The sequence below is a fragment of the Bradyrhizobium sp. Cp5.3 genome (assembly GCF_000426265.1).
Lineage (GTDB): Bacteria > Pseudomonadota > Alphaproteobacteria > Rhizobiales > Xanthobacteraceae > Bradyrhizobium > Bradyrhizobium neotropicale.
Map to the genome: position 1 here is coordinate 129,581 of NZ_AUFA01000017.1, position 15,674 is coordinate 145,254.

A 15,674-nucleotide genomic window follows, 5' to 3' on the forward strand; every position below is an offset into this window, starting at 1 on the left:
GTTCTCGCGCCAGACCTGGCCAGCAGCAACTGATCAAGGGGCGGTCTCGCCGCCCGAGTTTTCATACGGGCCGACGCTTGATGCGCCAGACTGTGCCGACGAAATCTGAAGGACCATTCGCGACGCTGCGGAGCCAAACGCCCGCGCGCCGCTTTGGGCCTCCAGCCTCACGTTCGGCACGGCGCGAGAGAGGACGTTTCGGCCTTCCCCTCACCCCCGAATCAGGTGGACCGTCGCGTCACCCGGCGGCGCGATTCGCGCCCACGGTGAATCGCGCCCGCCGCCGCCAAGAGTTAAGACATGCCCAACAAGATGTTGATCGATGCCACCCACCCGGAAGAGACCCGGGTCGTTGTGGTCCGCGGCAATCGCGTCGAAGAGTTTGATTTCGAGACTGCGCAACGCAAGCAACTGCGCGGGAACATCTATCTCGCCAAGGTCACCCGGGTCGAGCCCTCGCTCCAGGCCGCCTTCGTCGAATATGGTGGCAACCGCCACGGCTTCCTCGCCTTCAGCGAAATTCATCCCGACTACTACCAGATCCCGGTTGCCGACCGGCAGGCGCTGATCGAGGCCGAGGAGCAGGCCCATCGCGAAGCCGAGGAGGAAAACGAGAACCGTTCGCACGGCCGCCGCCGCTCGCGCCATCGCAATGCGCGCCGCCGCGGTCATGGCGAGCGCGTACAGAGCGACATCGTTGAGGGCCTCGAGGCAGGCAGCGATCCCGCCGCCCAGCCGCTCGCAGGCGAGGCGCTGCCGGAGCACGCCGAGGGCGTCCCGCACGAGGGCGAGCACGGCGCGTTCGAGGCGCATGATCACGACCATGACCACGATCACGACGAGCATGGGCACGAAGATCATCATCACGACCATGATGATGAGCATCACGCGCATGATCACGATGACCATGACCACACGGACGAGCACGATCATCACGCGCACGACCACCATCATGACGACGAGGCGCCCGTCGCAGCCGTGGGAGCCGAGCCGGTTGTCGCCGGCGAATTCACCGCCGAGCAGCCGCGGGAAACGATCGCGGCCGAAGTGCCGGCGGGCGAAGCGCACGCCGAGGCCCTGGCCGAAGCCGTGACCGCCGCCGTCGAGCCGGCGGACGCCGTTTATGCGGCCGGTGAAAGCGCCGAGGCGCCACATGCCGAGCCGGCCAATGATGACGACGCCGAGGATGGCGAAGACGGTGAGGAAGCCGAAGAGGAAGTCGTCGAATCCGTCGGCGGCGACGACGTGCTCGAGGAAGTGCCGGAGCGCACCTTCCGCCCGCGCCGCCAGTACAAGATCCAGGAAGTCATCAAGCGCCGCCAGGTGATGCTGGTGCAGGTGGTCAAGGAAGAGCGCGGCAACAAGGGCGCGGCGCTGACGACCTATCTGTCGCTCGCCGGCCGCTATGCCGTCCTGATGCCGAACACCGCGCGCGGCGGCGGCATCAGCCGCAAGATCACCAGTGCGCAGGATCGCTCGCGCCTGAAGGAAGTGGTGCAGGACCTCGACGTGCCCGAGGGCATGGGCATCATCCTGCGGACCGCCGGTGCCTCCCGCACCAAGCCCGAGATCAAGCGCGATTTCGAATATCTGATCCGGATGTGGGAGACGGTGCGCGACCTGACGCTGCGGTCGCAGGCGCCGACCCTCGTCTACGAGGAAGGCTCGCTGATCAAGCGCTCGCTGCGCGACCTCTACAACAAGGAGATCGACGAGATTCAGGTGGCGGGCGAGTCCGGCTACCGCGAAGCGCGCGACTTCATGAAGATGCTGATGCCGGCCAATGTCAGCGCGGTGAAGCAGTATCGCGACGGCCAGCCGTTGTTCTCGCGCATGGGCGTCGAGAGCCAGCTCGACGCGATGTTCTCGCCGACCGTGCAATTGCGCTCCGGCGGCTACATCGTGATCAACCAGACCGAGGCGCTGGTCTCGATCGACGTGAACTCCGGCCGCTCGACGCGCGAGCATCATATCGAGGACACCGCGCTCAAGACCAATCTGGAAGCGGCCGAAGAGGTCGCCCGCCAGCTTCGCCTGCGCGACCTCGCCGGCCTGATCGTCATCGACTTCATCGACATGGACGAGAAGCGCAACAATCGTGCGGTCGAGCGCAAGCTGTCCGATTGCCTCCGGCAGGACCGCGCGCGCATCCAGGTCGGGCGCATCTCGCATTTCGGCCTTCTGGAGATGTCACGCCAGCGCATCCGCGCCAGCGTGCTGGAATCCTCGACGGATCCCTGCCCGCATTGCGGCGGCACCGGCCATGTCCGCTCGGTGTCCTCGGTTGCGCTCCAGCTCCTGCGCGGCCTCGAAGAGATCCTGATGAAAGGCGCGACCCACAATCTCGTGGTCCGCACCCGCACCGACGTCGCGCTCTACGTGCTCAATCACAAGCGCGGCCATCTGCGCGACCTCGAGAACAGCTTCAAGGTCACGCTGTCGGTCATCGCCGACGCGAGCGTCAGCGGTCCGCAGGCCTACGTCATCGACCGCGGCGAGCAGGTGCATACGTTGGAAGCCGCCAAGGCGCTGCTCGCGGCGCAGGCAGCGGCAAGCCCGCCGCCCATGGCTGAAGAGCCCTATGACGAGGAGGAGTTCGATTCGGAGCTCGAATCCGAGGTCGAGAGCGAAGAGACCGAAGGTCTTGCCGAAGAGGCCGCCGGCGAAGCCACGCCCGAACAGGACGGCCAGCGTCGCCGGCGCCGCCGGCGTCGGCGCGGCCGCGGTGGCCAGCGTGAGGGCGAGCTTCGCGAGGACAGCGCGCCAACCCTGCCCGATGCAGCCGTGATAGCGGGCGAGGCGGACGAAGACGCTGAGGCCACCGAACAGGACGGCGACGAGGCCGAGGAACAGCAGGCTCGCGGCGAACAGCAGGGCGGCGGCGAACGCCGGCGCCGGCGCGGTCGCCGTGGCGGACGCCGTCGGCGTGGTGCCGGCGGCGAGGAAGGTCTCGCCGGTTCGATCAGCGACGAGCTGAACGCCAATCTGCCCTCGGAAGTGAACGACGCAGTTGCCGACTTCGACAGCCGCGAAGACGCGCCTTCGATCGCGGATACGGAACCCGTCGAGGCAAGCGCCGAGTTGCAGGTCGCGCAGCCCGAGCCGCGCCTCGAGGTGGAGGCAGAAGCGCCAGCCCAACCCGAACCGGCTTCTGCCGCAACGGACGAGCCAGCCGCCGACGACAAGGCCGCGCGACGCCGCTCCACGGTCCGGGAAAAGGTGAGCTTCATGCTCAACAGCCAGCTCGAGCCGGCAACACCGGTTGCGCAGGCAACCGAGCCGGCTGCTCCGCCCGCTCCTGCTCCGGAGCCCGCGCCGCAAGAGGCAGGCGAAACGCCGGCCGCGCCGCGTCGCGCCGGCTGGTGGTCGCGCCGCTTCGGCGGCGGCGAGTAAGCCGAACCTTCCACGCAAAAACGCCCGGCTTGGCCGGGCGTTTTCTTGTGCACGAGGACTCGCCGCTATTGGCGTTCGTCGTTGAGGGGCGGCCCGTCGCGGACCACGATCTGACGGAGCTGGTCGTGGAGATCCGGCGCCTCGCTGGTGCAGAGGCAGATGCCCGTTGCCGGCCCATCACCCGCATTGAGATACGCGTGGCCCATGGTGCTATCGAGATAGATGCCGTCGCCGACGCCGAGAATCTCCGGCGCATAGAACTCGGTGTGGACGGCTACCTTGCCCCTCGTCACCAGAAAATATTCCTCGCCGGCATGGCGCAGCAGCGGGCCGAATTCAGCGAGCGAACGCGCGCGCGCCTCGACGAGGATCGGCACCATCCGTTTGCCGATCAGGTCCGTGCATTGATAGGTGTAGGTGTGCGACCCGGTGTTGACCACCTGCCCCTGCCCGACGCGGCTGATGCTGCGGCGGGCGGTGACCGGCCGCCCCTGCTCAGGCCGGCCTGCTGCAGGATTGAACAGCTCGGCGATCTCCATCTTCAGGCCTGAGGTGAGCTGCAACAGCTTGTCGTAGGTCAGCGACATCAGCCCGTTCTCGACCTTGGACAGGGTCGAGAGCGCCATTCCGGTCCTTTCGGCGACCTGCTTGAGCGTCAGGCCCCTCGCCTGACGCGCGGCCTTCAGACATTGGCCAAGCTGGGAATTGGCGGTTTCGGGTGTCGTGGTATCGGTCATACCCTCATTATAGCACGAAAATTAGTTGGTTGATCCGCCTCGTTTTTCAGTCACCGGGCGCCCCATCTGGCTGCCCGCTGGGCACACTTCCTGCCGATTGGGCACAAAATGTCCAGTTTTGGCGAAGATTGGGGCGTTAATCTATTTTCCAATGTGCTAAATAGTTTTCATAATTAGAAAGGGAGGTAGCGTTGAACGAGCTGTGCGACTCGCCTGCTGTCGCGTGCCGCCGCTTGCTGGCCCGGCGGGCGATTTCCCCGGTCGAGCTGCTTGAGGCGTGCCTGGCGCGAATTTCCAGTACCAATCCCGCCGTCAACGCCGTCGTGACACTGGACGAAGCCGGTGCACGGGCGGCCGCCAAGGCCGCCGAGATCGCCATCCTGCGCGGCGAGGACCACGGCGCTCTGCACGGACTTCCCGTTCTCATTAAGGACACCCAGGACACGGCCGGGCTCCGTTCCACCTATGGCAGCCCGCTGCTCCGGGATCACGTCCCGACCGCCGATCAGGCCTCGGTCGCGCGTTTGCGTGCGGCCGGCGCGATCATCTTCGGCAAGACCAACACGCCGGAATGGGCCGCCGGCGGCAACACCCGCAATCCCATCTTCGGCGCAACCGGCAATGCCTTCGATCCCATACGCTCGGCGGCCGGCTCCTCCGGCGGCTCGGCCGTCGCGCTTGCCTGCGGCATGGCCCCGCTCGCCTCGGGCTCGGACACCGGCGGCAGCCTGCGCAATCCGGCCGGCTATGCCGGCATCGTCGGGATGCGTCCCTCCTACGGGCTCGTCGCGAGTGAAAAGCGCGCTTTCGGCTGGTCCAATTTGTCGACCGACGGGCCGATGGCGCGCAACGTCGCAGATGCCGCGCTCATGCTGTCGGTGATGGCGAGCGACGATGCCCGCGATCCGCTCGCCTACACGCTGCCGGGCGAACGGGTGCGCGCACGCGCCGAGCGCTGGGCCGCTCCGCGTCCCGCGGAACTCGGCAAGCTGCGTCTCGCCTTCACCGAGGACTTTGGCTTCGCCCCGACCGAGCAGGCGATCCGGCGCGTATTCCGCCAGCGCGTCGACAAGCTTGCGCCGCTGTTCGCCGAATGCCGCGAGGCCACCCCGGACTGCTCGGGCGCCGACGACGCCTTCGCCGTGCTGCGCGCCGGACTGTTCCTGGCGATGCACGGCAAGAACTACAAGGAGCGTCCCAACATGCTCGGCCCCAACGTCCGGGCCAATGTCGAGGAAGGCCTGAGCTACACGCTCGAAGATCACGCGCGCGCCGCGACGACGCAGACGCGGATCTACCGCGCCTACCAGACCTTCTTCGAAAGCTGCGACGTGCTGATCAGCCCGACGATCACACTGAGCCCGCGCCCCTGGTCGGAGCTCTATCCCGCCGAGATCGACGGCGCGCCGACCAAATCCTATTTCCATTGGCTCGCGCTCGCCTATGCCGTGACGCTTCCGGGCCATCCCGCGCTCAGCCTGCCTCTCGGTGTTGACGAAGCGGGCCTGCTTTTCGGCCTCCAGATCGTCGGTCCGCGCGGCGGCGACGCCATCGTACTCTCGGTCGCCGCGAGCATCGAAGCCGCATTTGCGGGCGATCCACAACTCCGCCGGCCGATCCCCGATCTGGCGCGGCTTGCCGCAGCGCCGCCACTCTCGGCCGCGCCCGGCTTTCTCACTTGGGAATAGACGATTTGAAACACTAGCTGCGCCGCCGGATCGCAGGGACATCGGAGACGAGCATGACTGACTTGTCGCACCAGAGGACAAGCGCAAAAACCTGCATCGTCGGGTTTATCCTTCTCTACGTCGCTTTCTGCATCTCCTATATCGACCGCGCCGCGATCTCGCTGGCGCTGGCGCAGATCGGCAAGGACTTCAATCTCCAGGCAGCAGATCTCGGCATCGTCATCAGCGCGTTCTTCCTGGGCTACGCGATCATGCAGGTGCCGGGCGGCTGGCTCTCCGACCGCTTCGGCTCGAAATATGTGGTGATCTTCACCATCGTGATGTGGTCGCTGTTCACGGCATTCACGAGCATCGCCTGGTCGCTGACCTCCCTGATCGTGATCCGCTTCATCTTCGGCATCGCCGAGGGCGGCTTTCCGCCGGCGAGCATCCGCGCCGTCGCCGAACTGTTCAGGAAGGACAGCCGGCCGAAGATGTCGACGCTGCTGCTGTCGTCGAACTATGCCGGCAGCATGCTCGCCCCGCTGATCATGGCGCCGCTGATCGTCTGGCTCGGCTGGCGCCACGCCTTCAACGCGATCGGGATCGCGGGCCTCGTGTTCGCGCTGGCCTATTTCACCTTCGTTCCCCATCTGGGACGCACCGGCGAAGCCGCTACCCGTCCCGTGACGGCGAAGCCCCGGGCGCCGATGCGCGAGCTGATGAAGAATCCGCTGCTCTGGCAGTTGATGGTGATCTGGTTCGGCCTCAGCTGCGTCAACAAGGGCCTGGATTCCTGGATGCCGCTCTATCTGCTGCAACAGCGCGGACTCGATCTCAAGACCGTCGGCGTGGTGGCGCCGATCCCGTTCGCGATGGCGACGATCGCGACTGCGATCGGCGGCTGGGTGATGACGAGGTTCTTCGCCGAACGCGAAAAATACCTCCTGATCGGCAGCTCCGCGTTGACCGGCATCTTCCTCTACGCCATGTACAAGGCGGAAACGGTCTCGGCGCTGATCATCTACCAATCGGTGGTCTACTTCTTCAAATCCTTCGTCTTCGCCTCGGTGATCGCACTTCCGACCAAACTGCTTCGTGACGACCAGATCGGATCCGGTGTCGGCATGGTCAATCTGGGCGGCCAGAGTGCAGGTTTCGTGGCGCCCGCCGTGATGGGCTTCATCGTGACCGGAACCGGATCGTTCGACGCCGCCTTCGGCTTTCTGGTGGCCATGACCGCGATGTCCGTCGTCGTCGCCGCGACGATCCGCGCCACCCAGCCGAAGCTCGCGCCGAGTCCGGCCTGACAGGAGGTTTTCTGCCCATGCAAAGCGCTATCGTTCTCGGCGGCGGCATGGTCGGCGTAGGCGCCGCGCTGCATCTGCGGAAACGCGGCTGGACCGTGACCCTCGTCGACCGCAGGGAGCCTGGCCGCGAGACCAGCTACGGCAATGCCGGGATGATCCAGGCGGAAGCCGTCCGGCCCTATCCGATGCCGCGCGACTTTTCGACGCTGCTGAAGATCGCGACCGGCCGCACCAATGACGTGCGCTACAGCCTTACGTCTCTCCACCGCCACGTCGAGCCCCTGCTCCGCTACTGGTGGCATTCGGCGCCGAAGCGGCATCGCGAGGCGATCGAGGCCTGGGCGCGCCTGATCGCCTATGCAACACCGGAGCACGACATCCTGATCCGCGAGGCCCACGCCGACAATCTCATCCGTCGCGCCGGCTATCGCCTCCTGCATCGCGACCCCGTCGCGTTCGAACTCGCGATCAAGACGGCAGAGGAAAACCAGCGCGATTTCGGCGTGAAGTTCCGCGTCCTCTCGGGCAGCGAGCTTGCCAAGGCCGAGCCGCTGATCCGCGATGATCTTCCCGGCGCCATCCATTGGCTCGAGCCATGGACCGTGTCCGATCCCGGCGCGCTCGTCGCGGCCTATGCGGCGCTGTTCGAGCGGCACGGCGGCACGCTATTGCGCGGCGACGCAAACACCTTGCAGCAGACCGCGACGGGCTGGTCGGTCGACACCGACGCGGGACGCATCGATGCTGCCGCCGTCGTGGTGACGCTTGGGCCGTGGTCACCCGATCTCCTGTACAAATTCGGCTACCGCATTCCACTGGTGCGCAAGCGCGGCTACCACATGCACTATAGCGGCGGCAGCTCGCTCGATCTGCCGCTGGTCGATACGGCACGAGGCTACGCGATGGGGCCGATGGCCAAGGGCATCCGCATCACGACCGGCGCGGAGCTGACCGGGCCGGACGCGCCGGCAACGCCCATCCAGCTTGCGAGTGCCGAAGCTTCCGCGCGAGAACTGCTCGATCTCGGCGGCCGCGTCGAGCCCGAGCCCTGGTTCGGCACGCGCCCCTGCACGCCGGACATGCTGCCGGTGCTCGGCCCCGCGCCACGCCACCGCGGCCTCTGGATGAATTTTGGCCACGGCCACCAGGGCTTTACACTCGGACCCGCGACCGGACGACTGCTCGCGGAGATGATGAGCGGCGAAACGCCATCGATCGATCCGGCGCCGTACCGGCCCGAGCGTTTCTAGAGCATGATCCGGAAAAGTGTGCAGCGGTTTTCCGAAAATTAAAGCGCGACGACGATTCATCCCGATCTCGTCGCGCTTTGGCTAGCGCGTTTCGCTGCGAGGACCGCGAGCGCGGCCGCCATCCGCATCAGAGGATCGTCCCATTCGCACGGCCGGCGCTGGCGGAACAGCCGCATGGTCGGGTACCACGGACTGTCCTCGCGATCGCGCAGCCAGCGCCAGTCGAGCGCGTAAGGGAGCAGCACCCACACCGGCCTGCCGAGCGCGCCGGCAAGATGCGCCACCGACGTATCGACGGCGATGACGAGATCCAGCGCCGCAACCGCGGCCGCCGTATCGGAGAAATCGCCGAGCGCGGGTGCGAGATCGATGACCTCGCTGCCGAGCGCCGTGAGCACCGGACCATCTTCCGGCCGCGGCTCTTTTTGCAGACTGTAGAGCTGCACGCCCGGCATGATGAGGCGCGGCAGCACGGCTTCGGCTGACAGCGAACGCTGCCGGTCCCCCTTGTGCCTGGCATTGCCGGCCCAGACCACACCGACCTTCAGCGCGGCCGCGTCACCGAGCGCAGCCTGCCAGCGCGCCAGTTTGGCGGGATCCGGATAGAGATAGGGAATATCGGCGGGAATGGTATCGAGTGTGGTGCCGAACACGCGCGGCAGGCTCATCAGCGGCAATTGCACGTCGAACGGCGGCAACGGCTCGCCGCGCGGGATGACCGTCACGCCGGGCAGCGTCCGCAGCAGCGACGCCAGCGCGGGCTGCACCTGAAGGATGATCGATCCGCCCTTTGCCGCCACCATCGGTAGATAGCGCACGAAATGCAGGGCGTCGCCGAGCCCGTATTCGGCGAACAGCAGCAGCGTGCGGCCATGAAGCGGCTCTCCCCGCCATTCCGGCTCGCTGAAGGTCGGATCGCCGTCCGACAGCGTCTTGCATTTGCGCCGCCACTGATAGGCCTCGAAGCCATCAGCGAACTCGCCGTTCAACAGCAGGAAATGCGCATGATTGTACTGCGCGAGCGGCTGCCCGGGATCGAGCGCGATCGCCCGATGCGAGACCGCGAGCGCCTCGTCGATCTCGCCGGCATTGCGCAAGGCGACCGCGAGATTGGCGTGGCCCTTGGCATGGCTGGGATCGGCAGCGACCGCGCGCCGGTGCGCGGCGACCGCGTCTACGACGCGATCCTGCTTCTCGAAGATGATGCCGAGATTGGTCCAGGCCGACGCGTGGTCGGGCTTCAGCGCCAGCGCGCGCTCGCAGGCCGCGATGGCGTCGTCGAGCGCACCGAGCTCGCACAGGCAGGCGCCGAGATTGCTCGCGATCACATGATCGGCCGGATCGCACGCGCAAATTTGCTGATAGGCCTCCGCAGCGTCGGGCAGATGGCCGGCCTCATGCAGGACGAGGCCGAGCAGGCGCAGCACCGGAAGATCGTCCGGCGCAAGCTGCATCACACGGCGATACTGGACGATCGCCTCATCGAGCAGCCCCTGCCGATAGAGCACGGCGCCGAGGTTGCAGAGCAGCCCTGAATCGTCGGGATCGGCCTCGAGGGCGCAACGATAAGCGGCTGCGGCGTCGGCATGCCGCGACTGGTCCGCAAGCACATTGCCGAGATTGAGCCAGGCGCCCGGATAGTCCGGCTCGCGCGCGATGACGGCGCGATAGGCGTCCTCTGCGTCCGCCGGCCGCCCCTGCTCCGCCAGCACCACGGCGAGATTGAAGCAGGCCCGCGTCAGATGCTGATCGAGCGCGATCGCGCGACGGTAGGCTGCCTCGGCCTCATCGAAGCGCGAGAGCTCGCCGAGCGCCACGCCGAGCTTGTTGTGGAGGCCGGCATCGCGCGGCAGCCTGAGCAGCGCGCGCCGGAACGCCGCCACCGCCCCTTCGCGCTCGCCCTTGACCGCAAGCGCATCGCCGAGGGTGACGAGCGCCGGCGCATGATCGGGCTCGATGTCGAACAAGCGGTTGAGCAGCGCGACGCCGGCGGCCGCACGATCGGTGACGAAGGCGAGCACGGCGGACAGGTGCAGCGCCGGCAGATGATCCGGCTGCGCTTTCAGCGCCTCCGCGCAGAGCGCATCGGCCTGATCGGGCCGACCGGCGGCAAAATGCTCCGCCGCCTGCAATACTATCCGATCGATCGCTGTCTTGCTCACGCCCGCCCCTTCGTGAAGTCTGAGATGCAGGTTAAACGCGCGAGGCGGCCAATTCCGTCACTTGGTGCGCTCGGCCAGCACCGCCTTGATGCGCGCCGCCTCCTCGGGGGGCGCCGGATTGTGGACGACCATGCCAAGATCGGACCGGCCATCGACGGCAAAGGCGGAATATTCGCCCTGCTCGGCTGGGCAGCGAAAGAAAAAGGGCTGATCGAGGATATCGACCAGCCCTGCTATTTCAATATCTGACGGCGAGACGCGCCGTCAGGTTCGGCTTGCAGATCAGTCCGTCGTGACGGCGGTTTCCATGTCCGTCGGATCGATCTGCTGGCTCAGCCGCGCGTTGAGCTTGTCGCGATCGAGCTCGCCCTCCCACCAGGCGACGATCACGCAGGCAACGCCGTTGCCACAGAGATTGGTCAGCGCGCGGCATTCGCTCATGAACTTGTCGATGCCGAGCACGATCGCCATGCCCGGCACCAGGCGCGGATCGACCACGGCCAGCGTCGCGGCGAGCGTGATGAAGCCCGCACCGGTGATGCCGGAGGCGCCCTTCGACGTCAGCATGGCCACGACCAGGATGGTCATCTGCTGGCCCAAGGTGAGATCGAAGCCGAGCGCCTGCGCGATGAACAGGGTCGCCAGCGTCATGTAGATGTTGGTGCCGTCGAGGTTGAACGAATAGCCCGTGGGCACCACGAGGCCGACAACCGACTTGGAGCAGCCGAGCCGCTCGAGCTTTTCCATCAAGGATGGCAGCGCGCTTTCCGACGAGGACGTGCCGAGCACGATCAGGAGCTCGTCCTTGATGTAGGCCAGGAACTTGAAGATCGAGAAGCCGGCGAAGCGCGCGATGATCCCGAGCACGATGAACACGAACAACGCCGCGGTGACGTAGAAGGTCGCGATCAGGCCGATCAGGTTGAGGATGGCACCGGTGCCGAACTTGCCGATGGTGTAGGCCATCGCGCCGAACGCGCCGATCGGCGCCGCGCGCATCACGATGGAGATGACACCGAACACGGCATGCGCGGCATCATCGATAAACGCGCGGATGGTGTGGCCGCGCTCGCCGAGGCCCATGATGGCGAAACCGAACAGCACCGAGAACAGCAGCACCTGCAGGATCTCGCCTTGCGCGAAGGCGCCGACCACGGTGTCGGGGATGATATGCAGGATGAAGTCGACGGTCTTCTGTCCCTCCGCCTGCTTGGCGTAATTGGCGACCGCCTGCGCGTTGGCCGCGGCATTGCCGAAACCCGCGCCCGGCTTGACGAGATTGCCGATGATGAGGCCGATCAGGAGTGCGAAGGTCGAGACCACCTCGAAATAGACCAGCGCCTTGACGCCGATACGGCCGACCTTCTTGGCATCTTGGATGTGCGCGATGCCCGAGACGACGGTGCAGAAGATGATCGGCGCGATCACCATCTTGATCAGCTTGATGAAGCCATCGCCCATCGCCTTGATCCAGTCGTTGGTGGCGACCGTCGGCCACAACCAGCCGACGATGGCACCGAGCACGATGGCGATCAGCACCTGGATGTAGAGGACCTTGTACCACGGCTTGGCGGCAGTGGGTGCGACCGGCGCCCCCGCCATCGTTGTCGTCGTCATTTGTCTCACTCCCCCTAAAAACCGTGAGCCAGCCAAGATCAACTTGGCCGGCCCTGTCAATTGGAACTGCTCGGTATTCGTGCGCTTTTACCCGCGGCGGTCGATGATCCGGCGCGCGGCTGGCATCAAGGTGGCGCCCAGCGCATTCTTGACCAGTGACGCCGCGATGAACGGCACGATGCCGACCTGCCAGGCCTTCGCTGCGCCAAGACCGAGGCCAAACGCGAGCCAGCCGAACCCGGCCACTAGTATGACGATATGGCCGACGGCCATCGCGGCAAACAGCAGAACGACGCTGCGATCCCAGCCACGTTCGGCGAGATAGCCGGTCACGAAAGCAGCCGCGACGAAGCCGAACAGATATCCGGCCGTAGGGCCGACCAGCGGCGCGATCCCGCCAACGGGACCTGCGAACACCGGCAGTCCGATCGCACCTTCGGCGAGGTAGGCGATCATGGTTGCGCTGCCAAGACGCCAGCCATAGGCCGCGCCGATCATCAGCACGACCAGCGTCTGCAATGTCATGGGCACGTAGGGCAGCGGCAGGCTGACCTTCGCTGACAGCGCCATCAAGGCGGTGCCGAGCGCAATCAACACGAAGGCGCGCAGCGGGCCAGCGGCTTCGCCGCTTTGGACCGGCCACACAAGGGCGGCGAGAGGAGAATGCGACGCGACGGCAGGCGATCTGTCAGACAAGTTGAACTCCGGAAGCTCGTGGAAAAAGTGGCGGCTATTTAAGCCAGTGAGCGATCCGGTCAACTGCTTGCCGCATCTCGTCCGCCGATCTCGCGTAGGAAAAGCGGATGAACGAACGGCCGTGGATGGGATCGAAATCGATGCCCGGCGTCGCCGCGACATGGGCCTGTTCGAGCATCTGCTTGGCGAAGTCGAAACTGTCGGAGGTGAAGTCCGACACATCGGCATAGAGGTAAAAGGCGCCGTCAGCGGGCAGGAACCTGGTCAGGCCGGCCTTGGGCAGCCCCTCGATCAGGATGCGGCGGTTCTCCTCATAGCCGTGCTTGATCACGTCCATCTCGGCCGTTCCGTCGAAGGCTGCCTCGGCCGCGATCTGGGACAGCGTCGGCACCGAGATCGACAGGTTCTGCTGCAGCCGTTCGATCGGCCGCGCCAGGATTTCCGGGACGACCATCCAGCCGACGCGCCAGCCCGTCATGCAAAAATACTTCGAGAACGAGTTGATCACGAGTGCGTGCTCCGACAGCGCGGCCGCCGTCACCGCCGGAAACGCGTAGTCGAGCCCGTGATAGATCTCGTCCGAGATGAAGCGGATATTGGCGTCTTCTGCTGCCGCGATCAGGCCAGAGAGCGCCTCGCGCGACATCATCGTCCCCGTCGGGTTGGCGGGGCTGCCGACCAGCACGCCCTTCAGCGGGGCCTTGCGATGGGCGGCGAGCAGCGCCTCGCCAGTCAAGGCGTGACGCGTCTCGCTCGTGGTCTCGATCAGAACCGGCTCGCAGCCGAGCGCCGTGAGAATATGGCGATACGGCGGATAGCCCGGCACCGTCACGGCAACGCGATCGCCGGGCTCGAACATCGACAGGAAGGCCAGGGTGAAGCCGCCGGACGAGCCCGTGGTCACCACCACCCGCTCGGCGCTGACCGAGCAGCCGTAGACGTCGCGGTAGTGGCGCACGATCCGCTCGCGCAGCGAGGGGATGCCGAGCGCGGAGGTATAGTCGATCCGCCCCGCTTCGAGCGCCGCATGGGCGGCCGCGATCGCGGTCTTCGGCGCTCCGGCCGAGGGCTGGCCGACCTCCATGTGGATGACATGGCCCCCGGCCGCCTCGATTTGGGCCGCCGCGGCCATCACGTCCATCACCATGAACGGGGGAACATCGCTGCGGCGGGATGGCTCGAGCCATTGCGCCATCCGGTTCCTCAATGTCGCATCGTGCATCGATTTCTGCTATTTCGCTGACGGCCGGCCCCAATAATGGTCCGGGAGACAGGGCGCTTGCGCCCCAGACTGGCCGCATTGTACGGCTCATAAGGGCATATCGCGTATCCGGTCCGCCGCCAATCACCAAAACCAGTCGCGAAACTGCTTTCCAAGACCGCTTGCCAAAACCGTTTGACCAAGACCGTTTGATGTTGCTCCAGATCGCTTTGCGCAAGAAGGCCTCCGCCCTCACCGCCCTTGTCACGGCCGCGGCCCTCGTGCTGACGCCGCTCTCGGCGGCACGGGCCCAGTCCAAGGGGCCTCCCGTCCTGCGCGACACCGAGACCGAGCAGCTGCTGCGTGAATATACGCGGCCGATCCTGCGCGCGGCGGGCCTGGAGAGGCAGAACATCCAGATGGTGATCATCAACGACGCCTCGTTCAACGCGTTCGTCGCCGATGGCCGCCGCATCTTCGTCAACTATGGCGCAATCCTGCAGTCGGATACGCCGAACCAGCTGATCGGCGTGCTCGCCCATGAGACCGGGCATCTGGCCGGCGGCCATCTCGCCAAGCTGCGCGAACAGCTGGCGACCGCGCAGACGCAGATGATCATCGCCATGCTGCTCGGTGCCGGCGCGATCGCCGCGGGCGCCAGCCGTGGCTCCAACAGCGGCAACAACGGCCTCGCCAATGCCGGCGCCGCCGCGATGGCCGGGCCGCAGGAGATGATCCGCCGCTCGCTGTTGTCCTATCAGCGCCAGCAGGAAGAGAACGCCGACCGCGCCGGCGTGAAGTTCCTGACCGCAACCCAGCAGTCGGCGAAGGGCATGTACGAGACCTTCAAGCGCTTCACCAGCGAGAGCCTGTTCGCCGCGCGCGGCGCCGATCCCTATCTGCAATCGCATCCGATGCCCGCCGAGCGCGTCGCCGGGCTGCAGGAGTTCGCGCGCACGAGCCCCTATTGGGACAAGAAGGACGATCCGGCACTCCAGCTCCGCCACGACATGGTGCGTGCCAAGATCTCGGCGTTCATGGAACGGCCGGAGACCGTGTATCGCCGCTATCCGCAGACCAATGACAGCCTGCCGGCGCGCTACGCCCGTGCCATCAGCACCTATCTGCACGGCGACTTGCGCAGCGCGCTGGCCCAGATCGATGCGCTGATCCAGGTCCAGCCCAACAACCCGTACTTCTACGAGGTCCGCGGCCAGGCGCTGCTCGAGAGCGGCAAGCCGGCCGAAGCCATCCCTGCCCTGCACAAGGCGGTGCAACTTTCGAGCAACTCACCGCTCATCGAGATGTTACTTGGGCAGGCTCTGGTCGGATCCGATAATAAGGCCTACACGGACGAAGCCATTCGGATTTTGCGGGCCGCAGTGGCGCGCGAACCCGAGGCGCCGCTCGGCTACACCCAGCTCGCGATGGCCTATGGCCGGAAGGGAGACTATGCCGAGGCCGATCTGGCGTCGGCCCAGGCCGCCTACTTGCGCGGCGACAACAAGACCGCACGCGAGCTTGCTACGCGCGCGAAAACCCGTTTCGCCGTCGGCACGCCCGGCTGGGTCAAAGCCGACGACATCGTGGCGTCGAAGCCGCCGCGAAACAATTGAACAAACCCGACGCCACCGAGACCTG

Annotated in this window: 11 protein-coding genes; 6 read left to right on the forward strand and 5 right to left on the reverse strand. The window is 66.1% G+C overall.

The window, feature by feature from the left end:
- Positions 1-300: 300 nt before the first annotated feature.
- Positions 301-3,393: a ribonuclease E/G gene (locus K289_RS0122835; protein WP_027553661.1), complete on the forward strand. Its 3,093-nt coding sequence runs from the start codon at positions 301-303 to the stop codon at positions 3,391-3,393.
- Between the two features lie 65 nt (positions 3,394-3,458).
- Here K289_RS0122835 and K289_RS0122840 read toward each other — a convergent pair whose 3' ends face one another.
- Positions 3,459-4,130, reverse strand: a complete 672-nt coding sequence (locus tag K289_RS0122840) for a helix-turn-helix domain-containing protein (RefSeq protein WP_027553662.1) — start codon at positions 4,128-4,130, stop codon at positions 3,459-3,461.
- A 191-nt stretch (positions 4,131-4,321) separates the two neighbouring features.
- Here K289_RS0122840 and K289_RS0122845 point away from each other — a divergent pair, with 191 nt between their 5' ends.
- The 3 genes from K289_RS0122845 to K289_RS0122855 are packed head-to-tail and all read left to right on the forward strand — an operon-like array spanning position 4,322 to position 8,357.
- A complete protein-coding gene (locus tag K289_RS0122845) occupies positions 4,322-5,818 on the forward strand; it encodes an amidase (protein WP_027553663.1) in 1,497 nt (498 codons plus the stop codon).
- Positions 5,819-5,871: 53 nt separating this feature from the next.
- On the forward strand, positions 5,872-7,107 hold the full coding sequence (locus tag K289_RS0122850; protein ID WP_027553664.1) for an MFS transporter: 1,236 nt from the start codon (positions 5,872-5,874) through the stop codon (positions 7,105-7,107).
- A gap of 17 nt (positions 7,108-7,124) precedes the next feature.
- Positions 7,125-8,357: an FAD-binding oxidoreductase gene (locus K289_RS0122855; RefSeq protein ID WP_027553665.1), complete on the forward strand. Its 1,233-nt coding sequence runs from the start codon at positions 7,125-7,127 to the stop codon at positions 8,355-8,357.
- Between the two features lie 56 nt (positions 8,358-8,413).
- Here K289_RS0122855 and K289_RS0122860 read toward each other — a convergent pair whose 3' ends face one another.
- Positions 8,414-10,519 (reverse strand): tetratricopeptide repeat protein, encoded by a 2,106-nt coding sequence (locus tag K289_RS0122860; RefSeq protein WP_027553666.1) that lies wholly within the window; start codon positions 10,517-10,519, stop codon positions 8,414-8,416.
- A gap of 24 nt (positions 10,520-10,543) precedes the next feature.
- Here K289_RS0122860 and K289_RS53105 point away from each other — a divergent pair, with 24 nt between their 5' ends.
- Positions 10,544-10,768: a hypothetical protein gene (locus tag K289_RS53105; protein ID WP_156918132.1), complete on the forward strand. Its 225-nt coding sequence runs from the start codon at positions 10,544-10,546 to the stop codon at positions 10,766-10,768.
- A 33-nt stretch (positions 10,769-10,801) separates the two neighbouring features.
- On the opposite strand, the gene K289_RS0122870 is transcribed toward K289_RS53105, so the two are convergent.
- The 3 genes from K289_RS0122870 to K289_RS0122880 form a co-directional block, all read right to left on the reverse strand.
- Complete coding sequence (locus K289_RS0122870; RefSeq protein ID WP_027553667.1) at positions 10,802-12,136, reverse strand: dicarboxylate/amino acid:cation symporter; 1,335 nt, start codon at positions 12,134-12,136, stop codon at positions 10,802-10,804.
- Between the two features lie 87 nt (positions 12,137-12,223).
- Complete coding sequence (locus tag K289_RS0122875) at positions 12,224-12,781, reverse strand: biotin transporter BioY (protein WP_027553668.1); 558 nt, start codon at positions 12,779-12,781, stop codon at positions 12,224-12,226.
- A gap of 85 nt (positions 12,782-12,866) precedes the next feature.
- Positions 12,867-14,054 (reverse strand): pyridoxal phosphate-dependent aminotransferase, encoded by a 1,188-nt coding sequence (locus tag K289_RS0122880; RefSeq protein ID WP_027553669.1) that lies wholly within the window; start codon positions 14,052-14,054, stop codon positions 12,867-12,869.
- 191 nt (positions 14,055-14,245) lie between these two features.
- On the opposite strand from K289_RS0122880, the gene K289_RS0122885 reads away from it, so the two are divergent.
- Positions 14,246-15,649 carry a M48 family metalloprotease gene (locus K289_RS0122885; protein ID WP_027553670.1) on the forward strand — a complete coding sequence of 468 codons (1,404 nt, stop codon included), beginning with the start codon at positions 14,246-14,248 and terminating at the stop codon, positions 15,647-15,649.
- Positions 15,650-15,674: the final 25 nt, after the last annotated feature.